Below are 15,853 nucleotides of genomic sequence, written 5' to 3'. Positions count from 1 at the left end.
ACGGTGCGCACGAGTGACGCGGCCGGCCCGGTGGTCCGGACGGCCCACCCGCCTTCCCGGGCCCCACCCGCCTTCCCAGGCCCCGCCCCGTCCCGGCTCAGCCGCCCGTGGCGAAACCGGGGAAGAGGGTCATGCCGCCGTCCACGTAGAAGGTGGTGCCCACCACGTAGTCGCACAGGTCGGAGGCCAGGACGACGGCGGCGTTGGCGATGTCTACAGGGGTACCGATCCGGCCGTACGGGATCAGCTCCCCGAGCGCGGCCCGTGCCTCGGGGGTCTCCCAGGCACTGCGGTTGATCGGGGTCTTGACGGCGCCCGGCGCGATGGCGTTCACCCTGATCCGCTGGGGCGCGAACTCCTGGGCCAGGGTCTCCATCAGCATCGCCACGCCGCCCTTGGCCGCCGCGTAGTTCACATGGCCGGCCCACGGGATGGTCTGGTGGACCGAGCTCATGCAGATGATCTTCCCGGCCGCCCGCGACACCTCCGGAACCACTCCGCGCCGCAGGAACTCCTTGATCGCCTCCCGGGCGCACAGGAACTGGCCGGTGAGGTTGACCGAGATCACTTTCTCCCACTGCGCCAGCGTCATCTCCGTCGTCGGGGCGTCGCGCTGCAGTCCCGCGTTGGTGACGAGAACGTCGATCGTGCCCAGGCGGTCGATCATCGTGGCCATCATGTCGACGACCTGGTCCTCCTGGGACACATCCGCCTGGTGGGCGTAGGCCCGCACCCCGTGGCCCTTGATCTCGGCGACGACGGCCTCGGCGGCGGGCCGGTCGCTGACGTAGTTGACCACCACCTCCGCGCCGGAGCGCCCCAGGGCAATCGCGGTCGCTTTTCCGATTCCCGAGTTGGCCCCGGTCACCAGCGCTTTCTGCCCCTTGAGGAGTTCCGGGACGTGCACCGGAGGGGGACGATCGGGAAGGGTGTTCACTGGCTTTCGTCTCCTTCGTTCGGGCGTCCGTCATCCGCCGCCCCGACCCTCGCAGCCGGCGGCGGGAGTCCTCGCTCCCCACGGCGCCGCGGTCACCCACTGAGGCGATGCACATCGTTCCAGCGGCGCAACGCGGGGCTTCGGCTCAGCCGGCCTCGGCCAGCGCCTGGGCGCGCAGCGTCGAGCATGTGCGGTTGATGAGCCGTGAGACGTGCATCTGGGAGATGCCCAGCTGCTCGGCGATCCGGCTCTGGGTCATATCGCAGAAGAACCGCAGGTAGAGGATCTGCCGCTCCCGGTCGGGGAGCCGGGTGAGTCCGGGCCGTACGGCCTCGCGGTCCACCACCCGGTCGTACGCGGGCTCCTGGGCGCCGAGCGTGTCGGCCAGGGAGTAGCCGTCGTCGGAGCCGGGCAGCTGGGCGTCCAGGGACAGCGGGGTGAAGCTGCCCATGGCCTCCATACCGGTGCGCACCTCCTTCTCGGTCAGACCGGTGCGCTCGGCGATGTCCTGGGCCCGCGGCGGCCGGTCGTCCAGCGAATGGGACAGCTCCCGGTCGGCGGCCCGCACCCGGTTGCGCAGGTCCTGGACCCGGCGGGGGACGTGCAGCACCCACAGGTGGTCCCGGAAGTGACGCTTGATCTCACCGACGATGGTGGGCACCGCGAACCCGACGAAGGCGGTGCCGTGTTCCGGGTCGTACCGCTTGACCGCCTTCACCAGGCCGAGCGCCGCCACCTGCTGGAGGTCCTCCAGGGACTCGCCGCGGTTGCGGTACTGCCGGGCCAGCCGCTCGGCCATCGGCATCCACGCCTCCACCACCCGCCCGCGCAGCGCCTCCTTCTCGGGCCCCTCCGGGAGGCGGGCCAGCTGCGCGAACTCGGCGCTGGTGTCGGGCGCGTCGTCATGCGGGTGCTTCCCGGGGCCGGTCCGGGGTCGTGCCATGTCCTGCGTCGCGGTCGTCACGGAACACACCTCCTGCGATGGGCTGACGGGTCGCCTGGGACCTGGGGTGCACCGCGGGAGGTTTACGGGGACGTGCGGACCGGCGCGCCGCCGCGGTCCGGAGCAGTACAGACTGCTCCCGCGGTGCGTGCCTGCGGTCCGAAGCACGAGTATCCGCCTGCCCTGGGCCCCGAGGGGTAAACCAGGCGTTCTTCCCGGCGGGTTGGCCGAGCGGCACACCGGTGCGATACGCCCCGGTGCGCCGGCCGCCGCCGGGCCTCACTCAGCCCAGCAGCACCGCGACCGTCATCAGCACCGGTGCCGCGAGCAGGGTGGACAGCAGAATCGACTCCCGGGCCAGGACGGTGGCGGTCTCATACCGTGCGGCATAGGTGAACAGGTTCTGGGCGGCCGGCAGCGCGGAGGTCACGACGGCGGCGAAGAGCGCCGGACCGCTCAGCCGGAATACCCCCGCCGCGATGGCCCAGGCCACCACCGGCTGGGCGAAGGACTTCAGCGCCACCGACAGCAGCACCGGCCCGCGTTCCGCGCCACGTCCGGGGAGTTCGCTGCCCGGCAGCGAGATCCCGAAGGCCAGCAGTACGGCGGGCACGGACATGCCGCCCAGCAGCGAGAGCGGTTCCATGACCGGCCCGGGGACATGCCAGCCGGCGGCGGCCACCAGGACACCGGACAGCGAGCCGATCACGATCGGGTTGCGGAACGGCGTGGTCAGCCTGCGCACCGCCGAGGTCCGCTGGGCGGGCCGGCTGAGATCGATGACGGTCAGGGCGATCGGGGTCATCACGAGCTGCTGGAAGAGCAGCACCGGCGCGATCAGGGTGGCGTCCCCGAGGACGTACATGGCGATGGGAATGCCGAGGTTGCCCGCGTTGACATAGCTCGCGCACAGCGCGCCGATCGTCGTCCGGCCGACGCTCCACCGCCGCACGGCGCCGACGGTGACGAAGGCCCCCGCGACGACGAAGGTGCTCAGGGCCGTCACCAGCAGCGGGGTGGAGACGATGACGGACAGGTCGGCCTTGGAGAGCGTGGTGAACATCAGGGCCGGGGAGGCGACATCGAACGAGAGCTTGGTGAGCACATCCCGGCCGTGGTCGCCCAAGGAGCCGCGGCGCCCGATGACATAGCCGGTGACGATGATGGTCGCGATGACGCCGAAGCCGGTGATCACACCGCCCACGGGACCTCCGCCCCACCGGGGCGGGGGCGGGCCATGCGGTGGGCCGCGGGGTCCCGCCCGGTCGTCGTGGTGGTCGGGGGCGGGGGCGCGGCGGTCATCAAGGGCGTCTTCCGGGGTGCGTAGCGGTCAGCATGCACCCTACAAGTAACGCGGCCGCGGCGCTGTGAAGTCGCTTACGCGCATGACGTTCCCGCGCATGACGTCCCGCGCATGATGTTCAGATGATGGTGAGGATCCGCTTCTGGTGCGCCCGCGAGCTGTTGCCCGCGAACACCTGGATCTCGCCCTTCTGGAGCAGGAACCTGCCGTGCGGGTCCTGCGTCCAGAAGCCCAGCTCCTCGGCGCTCAGCCGGAAGCGGACCGTGGTGGCCTGGCCGGCGCCGAGACTGACCCGGCGGAAGCCGCTGAGCCTGCGGACCGGTTGCACGATGCTCGCCACCGGATCGCGGATGTACAGCTGCACCACCTCATCTCCCCTGCGGCGCCCGGTGTTGCGCACCGGGACCGCCACCTCCACGGTGTCGCCCTTGCGCAGCGCCTCGGCCCGGACGCGGCTCACGCTGAGCCGGGGTTCGCCGATGTCGAAGGTGGTGTAGCTGAGGCCGTGGCCGAAGGGGAACTGGGGCCCGTTGACCAGGTCCAGGTACCCCGAGGTGTAGTGGTTGTGCGGGTCGTAGGGGCGTCCGGTGTTCTCGTGGTTGTAGTAGAGGGGGATCTGCCCGACGGTGCGCGGGAAGGTCACCGGGAGCTTGCCGCCGGGGTTCACGGTGCCGAAGAGCACGTCCGCGATGGCGTTGCCGCCCTCGATGCCCGGATGCCACGCCTGGAGCACGGCGGGGGTGCGGTCCAGCCAGCCCTCCATCGTCAGCGGGCGTCCGCTCAGCAGCACCACCACGAACGGCGCGCCGGTGTCCGCGATGGCGCTGATCAGCTTCTCCTGCGCGCCGGGCAGCCCGAGGTCGCTGCGCACCGCCGCCTCCCCGCTGAGCGTCGCCGCCTCGCCGGCCACCACCACGGTCACATCCGTCGCCCTGGCCGCCGAGACCGCCCGTGCGATGCCCCTGGTGTTCCGGCCGGAGGCGGCCACGCCTCGCTCATGGCTGATATGAGCCTTCGGGGCCGCGTCCTTGACCGCGTCCAGAACCGTGACCGGGGGATACGCCTCGGCCCAGGTACCGGCCCAGGAGCCGCGCAGATCGGTGGAGTCGGCGAACGGCCCGACCACGGCGATGGAGCCCGACCTGCCGAGCGGGAGCGTGGACTTCTCGTTCTTGAGCAGCACCATGGTGCGCGCGGCCGCCGCGCGTGCCGCCGCCCGGGACGCCTTGGTGGGTCCGGCGATCGCCGTGTGTTCGTCCGCGTAGGGGTGGTCGAAGAGCCCGAGCCGGAACTTCAGGCGCAGGACGCGGGCCACCGCCTCGTCCAGGTGGGCGGTGGTGATCCGCCCGCTGCGCAGCAGCCGCTTGCCGTATTCGTTGAGGGTGGTGCTGGCCATCTCCATGTCGATCCCGGCGTCGAAGGCCAGCCGGGCGGCGTCGGCGCGGTCGGCGGCATAGCCGTGGACGATCATTTCCTCGACGCCGTCGTAGTCGCTGACGACGAAGCCGGTAAAGGCCCATTCCTCCTTGAGGATCTCGGTCAGCGCGTGCCGGTAGCCGTGGGCGGGAACTCCGCTGACGGTGTTGAAGCCGGCCATGACGGTGGCCACCCCGGCGTCCACGGCCGCCTTGAACGGGGGCAGGTAGAGGTTGCGCAGCCGGGCCTCGGAGACGTCCACCGTGTTGTAGTCGCGGCCGCCCTCGACGCCCCCGTAGGCGATCATGTGCTTGGCGCAGGCCGCGAGGCGGTGCCGGGAGCTGAGGTCCTCGCCCTGGTAGCCGCGGGTCTTGGCGGCCGCGAGCGCCGCCGTCAGATACGGGTCCTCGCCGCCGCCCTCGGCGATCCGCCCCCAGCGCGGTTCGTGGGTGACGTCCATCATCGGGGAGAACGCCCAGTGCACCCCGTTGGAGCGGGCCTCCTTCGCCGACACCTCCGCGTCCCGCTCGGCCACCGCGGGGTCGAAGGCGGCCGCCTGGGCGAGGGGGATGGGGAAGGTGGTCCACATGCCATGGATGACGTCGAGCCCGAAGATCAGCGGAATGCCCAGCCGGGACTTCTCGACGGCCATCCGTTGCAGGGTGTTGGTGGTCCGGGCGCCGTAGATGTTGAGCACGGAGCCCAGCCTGCCCCTGCGGGCCGCCTTCTCCGCGGCGGCGGTCTGCCCGCCGCCGGGTCCGGTGGCGCCGGTCCAGGCCAGCTGCTGGAGCTGGCCCAGCTTCTCGTCGACGGTCATCCGCCCTAGCAGGGCCTGGATCCTGGCCTCATGGGGACCGGGCTCCGCCTGCGCCCGCCGGGCCCCGTCGGCGGAGGCGGGCGGGCCCTGGGCCCGTGCGGTCGCGGCCTTGCCCGCGATGGCCGTCCCCCCGGCCGCGGCGAGCACCGTACGTCTGCGCACATCGTTCATGGTCTTGATCCCTTGAGGAGTACCCCGAGTGATCCCGTGAAGAGCCTCCGAGGGCCGTGAGGAGTCCGAGTGCGGGAGGGGAGCGGCCACCTTCGCCGTGGGCCTTCTGCCAACGTACGCCACGATCGGCGTCCGGGCCCCGGTACTTCCGGGGGTCCCGCTTCCGCCGGGCGGCACTGTTCCGGGCCGGTGGCGAAGGGCGATGATGAGGTCAACGGTCAACCGTTGACCAGTGCCGCCCACCCGTCGGAAGGAGCCCGTCGGTGCCCGTCACCTCGCTGCGGCAGCAGCAGCCCCTCGGCGAGACCGCCCTGACCACCTCGTGCGAACGCCTCCTCGGCGCCAGGAACCGGCCGCGCTCCGCGCCGCGCTCGGCCCGTGCGGCGGCCGGCCATGAGTGATCCGCTCTTCCTCGGGGTGGACATCGGCACCGGCTCGTCCAAGGGTGTGGTGGTCCGCGCCGACGGCCGGGTGCTCGCCCGCGCCACCCGCCCGCACCGCACCGCCACACCCCGGCCCGGGTGGTTCGAGCACGACGCCGAGACCGTGTGGTGGGCCGACTTCACCGCTGTCGTCCGCGAACTGCTGGCCGCCGAAGGCGTGGCCGCGCGGGCGGTGGCCGGCGTCGGGGTGTCCGGCATCGGGCCGTGTCTGCTGCCCGCCGACGCGGCCGGCCGGCCGCTGCGCCCCGCGATCCTGTACGGCGTCGACACCCGCGCCACCGCCGAGATCGCCGAGCTCACCGCCGAACTCGGCGCAGCGGAGATCCTGGCCCGCGGCGGCTCCCCGCTCACCAGCCAGGCGGTCGGCCCGAAGCTGCGCTGGCTCGCCCGCCGGGAACCGGAGGTGTGGCGGCGCACCCGCCGGTTCTTCATGGCCTCCAGCCTGCTGGTGCACCGGCTGACCGGGGAGTACCGGCTGGACCACCACTCGGCCAGCCAGTGCGATCCGCTCTACGACCTCGACGCCCGGCGCTGGAACGAGGACTGGGCCCAGCGGGTCGCCCCTGGCCTCGGCCTGCCGGAGCTCGCCTGGCCCGGTGAGGTGGTCGGCACCGTGCACGCGGCCGCCGCCGAGGCCACCGGGCTGCCCGAGGGGACGCCGGTGACCGCGGGCACCATCGACGCGTGGGCGGAGGCCGCCAGCGTGGGGGCGCTGGACCCCGGTGACACCATGGTGATGTACGGCTCGACCATGTTCCTCACCGCCATGGGCGACCGGCCGATGCGCCACCCCGCGCTGTGGGGCACCACCGGGGTGCGGCCCGGCAGTTACTGCCTCGCGGCCGGCATGGCCACCTCCGGCAGCCTCACCGAGTGGCTGCGCGACCTCACCGGCTCGGACTTCGCCACCCTGCTGGCCGAGGCCGAGCGGATCCCGCCGGGAGCGCGCGGCCTGCTGATGCTGCCGTACTTCGCCGGGGAGCGCACCCCGGTGTTCGACCCCCGGGCGCGGGGCACCGTCATCGGGCTGACCCTGCACCACGGGCGCGCCGAGCTGTACCGGGCGGCGCTGGAGGCCACCGCGTTCGGAGTGCGCCACAACCTGGAGGCGTTCGCCGACGCGGGGGCCCGGATCGACCGGCTGGTCGCGGTCGGCGGCGGCGCCCGCAGCCTGTGGACGGCCACCGTCTCCGCGGCGACCGGTCGGCCGCAGTGCGTCCCCGCCGAGACCGTCGGCGCATCCTTCGGCGACGCCGCCCTGGTGGCCGGGGCCCTCGGCGCCGACACCGAGGACTGGAACCCGGTGGTCGCGACCGTCGCACCGGACGAGGAGTGGCGTGCGGTCTACGACACCCGCTACCCGCTGTACCGGGAGCTGTACGAGGCGACCCGGCACATCGGACACGCGCTGGCCGACTCGGCGCCGTGACGGCGGACGGGCGCCGGGGCCCGCTTCAGTCGGCCCGGCGCTCGTCCATGCCCGCCATCAGGGCCTGGTGGCTCATGCGCACATGCTCCCGCATCACCCGCTCCGCACCGTCGCCGTCCTTGGCCCGGATCAGGCTCAGGACGCGGTGGTGCTCATCGTCGGACTCGACCAGCCGGCCGGGCCGGGACAGCGAGGTGCGCACCAGCCGGGCGTAGGCCAGCTGGTTCATCAGGGTGCGGTAGTGGGCCTCCAGCTTGCTGTTGTCCGCGCCCACCACGATCACGTCGTGGAACTCGTGGACCAGCGCCGCGTACCGCTCGGCGTCGCCGTCCCGGACGGCCGCGTCGGCCGCCGTCATGGTGGCTTCCAGCCGCTCCACTTCGGGCACGTTCCCGCGGAAGGCCAGCAGCCGGGCGGCGGCGCCCTCCAGCAGCTCCTTCATCTGGAACAGCTCGGTCAGCTCGCGCCGGGACGGTACGGCGACGAACGTGCCGACCCGCGGCCGCACTTCGACCAGTCCCTCGATCTGGAGCTGTTTGAGGGCCTCGCGGATGGGCGTCCGGCTGACGCCGAAGGTCTCGGACAGCGCCATCTCGGAGAGGCTGGAGCGGGGCGGCAGCTCACCACTGATGATCATCTGCCGCAGCTCTTCGGCGACCCTCGCCTGCATGCTGGTCTGCTGAAGCCGCTTTCCGGCGGGTCGTTGCATGGCACGTGACCCTAGATGTGACCATCGCTTCCCGTCAACTGAGGACGGGACCGTGGCGGCAGCCGCGGACATACTCGGGTGTTGTGCCATACAAGAACCCTCTTCCGGGTAGCCGGCTCGGCTCAGGACCGCAGGATGAACGGATCCCCGGCCGGCTCCTCGCTGGTGTTGATCCAGACGCTCTTCAGCCGGGTGTACTCCCGGATCACCTCCGTGCCGTGCTCGGTCCCCATCCCGCTGGTCTTGAACCCGGCCCGGGGGGACATCGGTGACATCGAGCGGTAGGTGTTCGCCCACACCGTCCCGGCCTCCAGCCGCGCGGCCATCCGGTGCACCCGGTTCACATCCCGGGTCCACACGCCCGCCGCCAGGCCGTACGCGGAGTCGTTGGCGATCGCCAGGGCCTCCTCCTCGGAGTCGAAGGGCAGCACGGTCGCGACCGGCCCGAAGATCTCCTCCTGGCAGATCCGCATCCCGTTGTCGGTGCCGGTGAAGACGGTGGGGGAGTAGAAGTACCCGGCGAGGCCGGTTCGGGGCCGGCTGCCGCCGCAGACCACCTTTCCGCCCTCGGCCCGCCCCAGCTCGACGTAGGACTCGACCTTGTCCAGCTGCTCGGCGATGGCGAGCGGGCCGAGTTCGGTGGTCTCCGCCAGCGGATCGCCGATCCGGATCGTGGCCGCCCGTGCCGTCACCCGCTCCAGTACCTCGTCGTACACCTCCCGGTGCACCAGCACCCGGCTGCCCGCCACACAGGTCTGGCCGGCGGCCGCGAAGATCCCCGCGATCACCCCCATGGCGGCCGAGCCGAGGTCGGCGTCCGGAAAGATGATGTTGGGCGACTTGCCGCCGAGCTCCAGGGTGCAGCGGATCAGCCGGTCGGCGCAGGTCCGGGCGATCCGGCGGCCGGTCTCCGAGGAGCCGGTGAAGGTCACCTTGGCCACGTCCGGGTGCTCGGTGAGCGGTCCGCCCGCGTCCGGGCCGTACCCGGTGACCACATTGACCACCCCCGGCGGGAAACCCGCCTCCGCGAAGAGCGGCGCCAGCGCCAGCAGCGAGGCCGAGGTGTGCTCCGAGGGCTTGACCACCACCGTGTTCCCGGCGGCCAGCGCCGGCGCGAGCTTGGTGGCGGTGAGCAGCAGCGGGGAGTTCCAGGGGGTGATGGCGCCGACCACGCCCACCGGTTCGCGCAGGGTGTAGTTGAGCAGCTCGCGGCTCGCCCCGGGGATCACCTCGCCCTGGATCTTGTCGGCGAGTCCCGCGTAGTAGTAGAAGTACTCCGGCAGTCCGGCGAGTTGGGCCCGCATCTCGCGCAGCAGCTTGCCGTTGTCGAGGGTCTCGGTACGGGCCAGCCGCTCGGCGTGCTCGCCGATCAGATCGCCCAGGTTCCGCAGCAGCCGCCCGCGCCGGGTCTGGCTCAGATCGCGCCAGCGCGGATCCTCGAAGGCGGCGCGGGCGGCACCCACCGCGCGGTCCACATCGGCGGCGGTGCCGCTCGCCGCCTCGTACCAGGGCTCGGCGGTGGCCGGGTTGAGGCTGGTGAAGTAGCCGCCGTCGGCGGGGGCGGTCCACTCGCCCGCGATGTAGTGGTCATGGCGCGGCAGGGGGTTCATGAGCGGTGGGACTCCTGTCCGGTGGGGGTTCCGGTTGCGGCTCCGCTGGGGTTTCCGGCGGGGGCTCCGGTGGGGTTTCCGGCGGCGTTTCCGGTGTGGGCGAGGATCACGTCGGTGAGCTCCTGGGGGCACTCCAGCGGCAGCAGGTGGCGGGCGCCGGCCACGATCACCGCCCGGCCGCCGGGGATCCGCTCGGCCAGCCGGTGCGACATGGCCGGGGTCGAACCGGGGTCCCGCTCGCCGGTCACCGCCACGGTGGGGGCGGCGATCCGGGGCAGCCCCGGCCACAGCTCGCCGTCGGCCGTCCCGAAGACCCGGTAACAGGCGAGGTAGCAGGCCCGGTCGTTGGCCAGCAGGGTGTCGAGCACCTGCCGCGCCAGCTGGGGCTCCCGCTCCCGCCAGGCGGGCGAGAACCAGCGGTCGACCGCCGCCCGCGCGGACGCCCCGAAGTCCTGGGCGGCCAGCTCCTGGCGGCGGGCCACCGCGGCCCGCTCCTCGGCCGACCGGTCCGCGACCGAGCTGACCAGGGTGAGCGAGGCGGTGAGGTCCGGCCGGTCCAGCCCCAGCCGCTGGGCGACCAGGGCGCCGAGCGAGAAGCCGACGACATGCGTGGGACCGCTCAGCAGCGCCCCGACATCCGCGGCCAGCTCGGCGAGGGACACCCCGGCCGCCGCGGGCGGGGAGTCGCCGTGGCCGCGCAGATCGACCAGCGTGACCCGGTGCCGGGCCGCGAGAGCCGGCAGACAGCGGTCCCACATCCGGCGGTCGAGACCCACGCCGTGCAGCAGCACCAGCCCGGGGCCGTCGCCGTGGACTTCGTGGCTCAGCGCCACCGGCACCGGGGCACCGGCCCGCGCCGCCCGGCGGGGGCCTTCCGGTCGCGCCGCAGCGCGGGGAGGGTCCGCGGGCGCGTCCGCGGCGCGCGCCTGAGGTGTGCGCGCCGACGGCTCGGTGCCGGCCGTGGCCGCCGCGGCGGGGCGGTGCCCGGCCCGGGAGGCCGGGACGCGCGCCCGCGCGCCCGCAGGGGACCTGCCCATGTCACTCACCATGCGCTCACCGCTCCGTCGACAGCGGGGCCAGCCGGGCCTGGGGGCGGCCCTGGGCGGCCGCCGCGAGCCCGATGACGATCTCGTCGGCGCGCGGCGCGTCCGCCACCCGCACCTCGATGCTCTGGTGGTGCGAGCGGATGGTGGCGTCGGTGACGTGCTTGAGCGGAATGTCGAAGACCGTTCCCGCGGCGGCCCGCTTCTCCACGGCCGGCAGCAGGGTCGTCGCGTTCGCCGCCCGCCGGAAGTGGTCGCCGAACTTGAGGGTGTGGATCAGCCCGGAGCCGTGCTCGATCTCCCCGTCCAGCCCCACGATCGCGGCCTTCCCGTACGCCTCCACCGGCGCGCCCAGCGCCTCGACCACGCGCGGGGCCAGCAGCTCGCCGAGTTTCGGCGCCACCTCGTCGATCCCGGGCAGCAGATCGGCCACGAAGCCCTGTCCGGCCCACGGGTTCTCGATGACGGCGAGCACCACCGCCGTACGGGCCGGCGGGTCCACCGGGCGGCCGCCCTCGCTGTGGATGTCCTCGGTCAAGGTGATGATCTTGCGGAGGTTCACGTCACGGTCTCCAGGTCGTCCAGGTCGGCGAGGCGGATGAGGGGGTCGGTGGAGCGGTCCCCGATCCGGGCGTTCGGGCGTGGGCCGGACGCCCCGGCCGCGATGACGACGATCTCGTCCGGGCGGGGCGCGTCGGGTATGCGGATCTGGCAGGTCAGGTAGTGCGAGCGGGTCGCGGCCGCGGTCTTGTGCCACAGCGGCACGGTCAGCGGCTCACCGGCCGCGAGCCGGTCGTCGCTGAAGACGATGATCGAGGTGCCCTCGGTCAGCTCACGCAGGACATTGCCGAAGAAGGGGGTGTGGATCAGCGCGCCGCCGTGCTCGATCTCCCCGTCCAGCCCCACGATCGCGGCCTTGCCGAAGGACTCGATCCGGTCGACCCCGCCCAGCGCCTCGCTGATCCGGCCGGTGAGCAGCCGGGCCAGCCCCGGTGCGATCCGCTCGACCTCGGGCCCCAGATCGGCGACGAAGCCGGCACCGGCCCAGGGGTTGCGGATCACCGCGGCCGCCGCGGCCCGGCGCACCGGCACCGCGACCGGGCGGCCGAGCTCCAGCAGCAGCTCATCGGTGACGGTGACGACCTTGCGCAGCAGCGCCTCAGCCATGAGCGCCGCCGGTGGTGAACTGCGGCATGACCTTCTCGGCGAACAGCTCCAGGCTGCGCATGGCGTTGCGGTGCGGCAGACCGGGGTGGGTGGTCCACAGCAGCAGATGTTCCAGGCCCACCTCGTCGCGCAGTTCGGCGATCTTCTCCGCGACGTACTCGGGGGTGCCGACCAGCAGATTGCGCCGCTGGAGGAAGTCGAAGGACAGCTCATGGGCGTCGGTGAGCTCCTCGCCCGCCTCCATGAGGTTGGCCAGCCCCCGCCAGTGCATGATCCACCGGTAGGTGGTCATCAGCGCCTCTTCGAATTCGGCGCGTGCCTGCTCCACGGTGTCGGCGACATACACATCGCGCACCAGGCCGATGCCCTCGCCGAGCGCGTAGCTGCGGCCGGACGCCTGGCTCGCGGTGTCCCGGTAGAGCTCGAACCGCTCCTTGAGCGCGGAGACCGGCGGCAGCCAGAACATCCCCTGGACGCCGTCGGCCGCGGCGGCCTTGATCGAGCGGGGGCTGTCGATGACCTGCCACAGCGGCGGGTGCGGCCGCTGCAACGGAAACGGCGTGACCTGCATCTTGGTGATGACACCGGCCTCGGTGTACTCCGGGGTGGCGGGGGAGAGGGGATGGTTCCACTTCACCCCGGGGGCGGGGAACTCGTAGAAGCGACCCCGGTGCGAGAAGAACTCGCCGCTCCACGCCTTGCGCAGCACCTCCACCGTCTCGTCGTACAGGGCGCGGTTCTGCTCCTGGTCGCGCGGATCGGCCAGGGCGTTGAGGTTGAGTGCCTCACGCCCGTACAGCCCCCGGCCGAGGCCGACCTCGACCCGGCCCCCCGAGAGCTGGTCGAGCATCGCGATGTCCTCGGCGAGCCGCAGCGGATGCCAGAAGGTGGCGATGGAGGCCGCCTGGCCGATCCGGATCCGTGTCGTACGCGCGGCGATGTCCGCGCCCATCAGCACCGGGTTCGGGGTGATCTCGATCGCCTCGTGCCCGAAGTGGTGCTCGGTGTACCAGGTGGACCAGAAGCCCGCCTGGTCCGCGGCGACCGCGAACTCCCGTGCCTCGGCCATGACGTCGGCGTACTCGCCGAGACGGCCCGGGGCACCGAGGTTGTGGAATATCGAGAAGCGCATGCAGCGTCCGTCCTGTTCTTCCGGGTCACGCTGTGCCATGGCAGGGAGGCTAGGAGTCCATTTCTGGCCCCGTCAAGGGTCACGGCCCAGGCAACAACTTTTGACCTGTGTCTTTGCTGTTCAGTCAGGGAGTCCCAGGTCCGTTTCCGGTTCATTCGGCTCAGGGTGTTGACAGCAGCTGATGGCCTTTCTACGGTCCTCTGCCATACAAGAGCTGACTGAGGGAACACGGCATGACGCATACTCTTGACCGCACCGCCCGCATCCGCTCCACCTGGCAGGCCGTCTGGGACCGGGGCCAGGTCGACGTGCTCGACGACCTGCTCAGCCCCGCCTACGTACGCCGTCGCGGCCCCGCCGCGGCCCCCCAGGACCGAGAGCAGTTCAAGGAGTCCATCCGCGCCATCCGCCAGGCCTTTCCCGATCTCCGTACCGAGATCGAGGAGATCGTGGAGGACGGCGAAACGCTGGCGATCCGCTGGCGCAGCACCGGCAGTCACACCGGCGACTTCCTCGGAGTGCCGGCCACCGGCCGGCCGGTCGAGGTCTCCGGCGCCACCTTCACCCGCTTCGACCACGGGGTGGTCAGCGAGGAGTGGGTGACCTGGGACCCCCGCCAGCTGCTGGAGGCTCTCGGGATCATCACCACCACCCAGCAGGCGGCCGTCGACGCCGACCTGGTGCGCGGGGTGCACCGTAAGTTCATCACCGGTGTCACCGTGGTGACCTGCGACGACGACGGCAGGCCACGGGGTCTCGCGGTGAACGCCTTCGCCAGCATCTCGCTGGACCCGCCGATGGTGCTGGTCTGCGTCCAGCGCAGCTCCGCGACCCACCCCGCGCTGCACCGGGCCACCCATCTGGGGATCAACATCCTCGCCGCCGGCCAGCTCGACGTGGCCAAGACCTTCGCCTCCAAGGCGGACGACAAGTTCGCCGGGCTGTCCTGGACCCCCGGTGGCTTCGGCGCCCCGCTGATCGACGGGTCCTGCGCCCAGCTGGAGGTGGAGATCGGCGAGCGGCTGGAGGCCGGCAGCCACACCGTCTTCACCGGCCGGGTGGTCTCCGCCCGCCACGAGGAGCTGGCCCCGCTGGTCTACAGCGGCGGCGGTTTCTTCGACATCTCCCACACCGCGCCCCTGCCGTGGTGAGACGCCGCTGCCTCGATCCGCAGATCCACCGGGCCCGCACCACCCCCTGACGTCCCCTCCTCCCGCACAGGAGCACCCCCATGACCCACGACGACCCGGCGCCGGTGTACGGCAGCGCGGTCACCAAGGTGGAGCCCTTCGGGGTCGACCACATCCCCGACAACGAGCGGCACGGCAAGCCCAGTTCGCAGTTCTTCGTCTGGTTCGCCGCCGGTCTCAACTTCCCCGTCATCCTGCTCGGGTTCAGCGCGGTCGGACTCGGCCTCAGCTTCGGCGCCGCCGTCGTCGCGATCGTGGTCGGCGCGGGGCTCGGCGCACTGCTGATGGCCGTGATGTCCCGGATGGGGGTACGGCTGGGGGTGCCCCAGCAGATCCAGGCGCGCGGGCCGCTCGGTTTCTTCGGCAACTTCCTGCCGGTGGCGTACATCAACGTGTTCGCCGGGGTCGGCTGGGCCGCCGTCACCGTGATCCTCGGCGGCAAGGCCATCTCCGAACTGACCCATCTGCCTTTCTGGGTCTGTGGATTGGCGCTCACCCTGATCGAGCTGGTGGTGTCCATCTACGGCTACAACATGATCAATTTCCTTCAGCGGGTGCTGACCTATGTGCTCACTCCGCTGTTCGTCATGATCACGGTGGTGGCCCTGGCGCGGGGCGCGGGCACCTTCGGCGCCGATCCCAAGGCGCCGGACTACATCGGTTCCACCGGCGGCTGGATCACCTTCGGCGGCTGGTTCCTCTCCTTCCTCGTCGCCTGGGCGCCGTTCGCCTCGGACTACTCGCGCTATCTGCCCGATACGCCACGCGTGGTGAGCCGCACCGCCTGGTACACCGGACTGGGCAACTTCGTCACCATCTGCTGGCTCGGCATCCTCGGTGTGCTCCTCGGCTCCAACGCCACCAGCACCGACTCCATCACCGCCCTGCACCAGCTGACCGGGCCGTTCGCCGTCCCCGCCCTGATCGCCATCGGGCTCTCGGCCCTCGCCCAGAACTTCCTCAACGTCTACGGCGGCGCCATCTCCGTCCAGACGCTGAAGGTGCCGGTCACCCGGACCCAGGCCGTCACCCTCATCTGCGCGCTGGCGTACGGGATCAGCCTGTGGGGACACTCCGGGACCGAGCAGAAGTTCGCGGTGTTCCTCAACCTCACCGCGTACTTCATCGCGCCGTTCGCCACCGTGCTGCTGCTCGACTACCACGTGGGCGGCCGCAGTGACCCCGGCCGGATCGCCGAGCTGTACGACCGCGGACGGGTGCTCTCCTGGGGCATCGTCGCCTGGGGCGGCGGGGTGCTGGCCTCGGTGCCGTTCTGGCGGTCCGACCTCTACACCGGGGCGTTCGCCTCGGCCCATCCGCACGCGGGAGATCTGAGCATGTTCGTCGCGGCGGCCGTCGCCGCGGTGCTCTATCTGCTGACCCGCCGGCTGCGGCCGCTGTGGGTGCGCCACGCCCCGGCCACCGCCGAGCCGCGGCCGGAGAAGACGACGGCGGCGACGGGCTCCTGACCGCCATCGGCGTACGTACCCCCGGGCGGGCGCCACCGCGACCTCGGTGGCGCCCGCCCGCCCGCGCGCCTAGG

14 protein-coding genes are annotated in these 15,853 nt (G+C 72.1%); 4 read left to right on the top strand and 10 right to left on the bottom strand.

From position 1 onward, the window contains the following. Positions 1-97: 97 nt before the first annotated feature. The 4 genes from PS467_RS04225 to bglX form a co-directional block, all read right to left on the bottom strand. On the bottom strand, positions 98-937 hold the full coding sequence (locus PS467_RS04225; RefSeq protein WP_311034052.1) for an SDR family oxidoreductase: 840 nt from the start codon (positions 935-937) through the stop codon (positions 98-100). Positions 938-1,082: 145 nt separating this feature from the next. Then, positions 1,083-1,901, bottom strand: coding sequence for a SigB/SigF/SigG family RNA polymerase sigma factor (locus PS467_RS04220; protein WP_432280536.1), 819 nt, complete (start codon positions 1,899-1,901; stop codon positions 1,083-1,085). Positions 1,902-2,163: 262 nt separating this feature from the next. Continuing rightward, complete coding sequence (locus tag PS467_RS04215; RefSeq protein ID WP_311034051.1) at positions 2,164-3,084, bottom strand: AEC family transporter; 921 nt, start codon at positions 3,082-3,084, stop codon at positions 2,164-2,166. A 217-nt stretch (positions 3,085-3,301) separates the two neighbouring features. Continuing rightward, positions 3,302-5,587 carry a beta-glucosidase BglX gene (gene bglX / locus PS467_RS04210; RefSeq protein WP_311034050.1) on the bottom strand — a complete coding sequence of 762 codons (2,286 nt, stop codon included), beginning with the start codon at positions 5,585-5,587 and terminating at the stop codon, positions 3,302-3,304. A 263-nt stretch (positions 5,588-5,850) separates the two neighbouring features. Here bglX and PS467_RS04205 point away from each other — a divergent pair, with 263 nt between their 5' ends. Beyond that, positions 5,851-5,988 (top strand): hypothetical protein, encoded by a 138-nt coding sequence (locus PS467_RS04205; protein ID WP_311034049.1) that lies wholly within the window; start codon positions 5,851-5,853, stop codon positions 5,986-5,988. Beyond that, positions 5,981-7,459, top strand: coding sequence for an FGGY-family carbohydrate kinase (locus tag PS467_RS04200; protein WP_311034048.1), 1,479 nt, complete (start codon positions 5,981-5,983; stop codon positions 7,457-7,459). Before PS467_RS04205 ends, PS467_RS04200 begins: the two co-directional genes overlap by 8 nt. 25 nt (positions 7,460-7,484) lie before the next feature. Here PS467_RS04200 and PS467_RS04195 read toward each other — a convergent pair whose 3' ends face one another. The 6 genes from PS467_RS04195 to PS467_RS04170 form a co-directional block, all read right to left on the bottom strand. Beyond that, a complete protein-coding gene (locus tag PS467_RS04195; protein WP_268970077.1) occupies positions 7,485-8,168 on the bottom strand; it encodes a GntR family transcriptional regulator in 684 nt (227 codons plus the stop codon). 122 nt (positions 8,169-8,290) lie between these two features. Continuing rightward, entirely contained in the window at positions 8,291-9,778 is a 1,488-nt protein-coding gene (locus PS467_RS04190) for an aldehyde dehydrogenase (RefSeq protein WP_311034047.1), read from the bottom strand. Further along, the gene (locus tag PS467_RS04185; protein WP_311034046.1) at positions 9,775-10,815 is read right to left on the bottom strand and encodes an alpha/beta fold hydrolase; all 1,041 of its coding nucleotides are present in this window, start codon (positions 10,813-10,815) and stop codon (positions 9,775-9,777) included. The genes PS467_RS04190 and PS467_RS04185 overlap by 4 nt, the downstream gene beginning before the upstream one ends. A gap of 16 nt (positions 10,816-10,831) precedes the next feature. Next, positions 10,832-11,383: an amino acid synthesis family protein gene (locus PS467_RS04180; protein WP_311034045.1), complete on the bottom strand. Its 552-nt coding sequence runs from the start codon at positions 11,381-11,383 to the stop codon at positions 10,832-10,834. Continuing rightward, positions 11,380-11,988, bottom strand: a complete 609-nt coding sequence (locus PS467_RS04175; RefSeq protein ID WP_268970073.1) for an amino acid synthesis family protein — start codon at positions 11,986-11,988, stop codon at positions 11,380-11,382. The genes PS467_RS04180 and PS467_RS04175 overlap by 4 nt, the downstream gene beginning before the upstream one ends. Next, a complete protein-coding gene (locus PS467_RS04170) occupies positions 11,981-13,159 on the bottom strand; it encodes an LLM class flavin-dependent oxidoreductase (RefSeq protein WP_311034044.1) in 1,179 nt (392 codons plus the stop codon). The genes PS467_RS04175 and PS467_RS04170 overlap by 8 nt, the downstream gene beginning before the upstream one ends. 194 nt (positions 13,160-13,353) lie before the next feature. Here PS467_RS04170 and PS467_RS04165 point away from each other — a divergent pair, with 194 nt between their 5' ends. Next, the gene (locus PS467_RS04165; protein ID WP_311034043.1) at positions 13,354-14,271 is read left to right on the top strand and encodes a flavin reductase; all 918 of its coding nucleotides are present in this window, start codon (positions 13,354-13,356) and stop codon (positions 14,269-14,271) included. Between the two features lie 80 nt (positions 14,272-14,351). Further along, complete coding sequence (locus PS467_RS04160; protein WP_311034042.1) at positions 14,352-15,779, top strand: purine-cytosine permease family protein; 1,428 nt, start codon at positions 14,352-14,354, stop codon at positions 15,777-15,779. Positions 15,780-15,853 lie beyond the last annotated feature (74 nt).

The organism is Streptomyces luomodiensis (assembly GCF_031679605.1).
GTDB lineage: Bacteria > Actinomycetota > Actinomycetes > Streptomycetales > Streptomycetaceae > Streptomyces > Streptomyces luomodiensis.
Note: the sequence above shows the minus strand (reverse complement) of the source record. Positions and strands in the feature narration are given on the sequence as shown.

Coding starts and splice junctions, on each gene's coding strand:
- bglX (WP_311034050.1), bottom strand. CDS start 5,587: ATGAACGATGTGCGCAGACGTACGGTGCTCGCCGCGGCCGGGGGGACG.
- PS467_RS04200 (WP_311034048.1), top strand. CDS start 5,981: ATGAGTGATCCGCTCTTCCTCGGGGTGGACATCGGCACCGGCTCGTCC.
- PS467_RS04195 (WP_268970077.1), bottom strand. CDS start 8,168: ATGCAACGACCCGCCGGAAAGCGGCTTCAGCAGACCAGCATGCAGGCG.
- PS467_RS04190 (WP_311034047.1), bottom strand. CDS start 9,778: ATGAACCCCCTGCCGCGCCATGACCACTACATCGCGGGCGAGTGGACC.
- PS467_RS04185 (WP_311034046.1), bottom strand. CDS start 10,815: ATGGGCAGGTCCCCTGCGGGCGCGCGGGCGCGCGTCCCGGCCTCCCGG.
- PS467_RS04175 (WP_268970073.1), bottom strand. CDS start 11,988: ATGGCTGAGGCGCTGCTGCGCAAGGTCGTCACCGTCACCGATGAGCTG.
- PS467_RS04170 (WP_311034044.1), bottom strand. CDS start 13,159: ATGGCACAGCGTGACCCGGAAGAACAGGACGGACGCTGCATGCGCTTC.
- PS467_RS04165 (WP_311034043.1), top strand. CDS start 13,354: ATGACGCATACTCTTGACCGCACCGCCCGCATCCGCTCCACCTGGCAG.
- PS467_RS04160 (WP_311034042.1), top strand. CDS start 14,352: ATGACCCACGACGACCCGGCGCCGGTGTACGGCAGCGCGGTCACCAAG.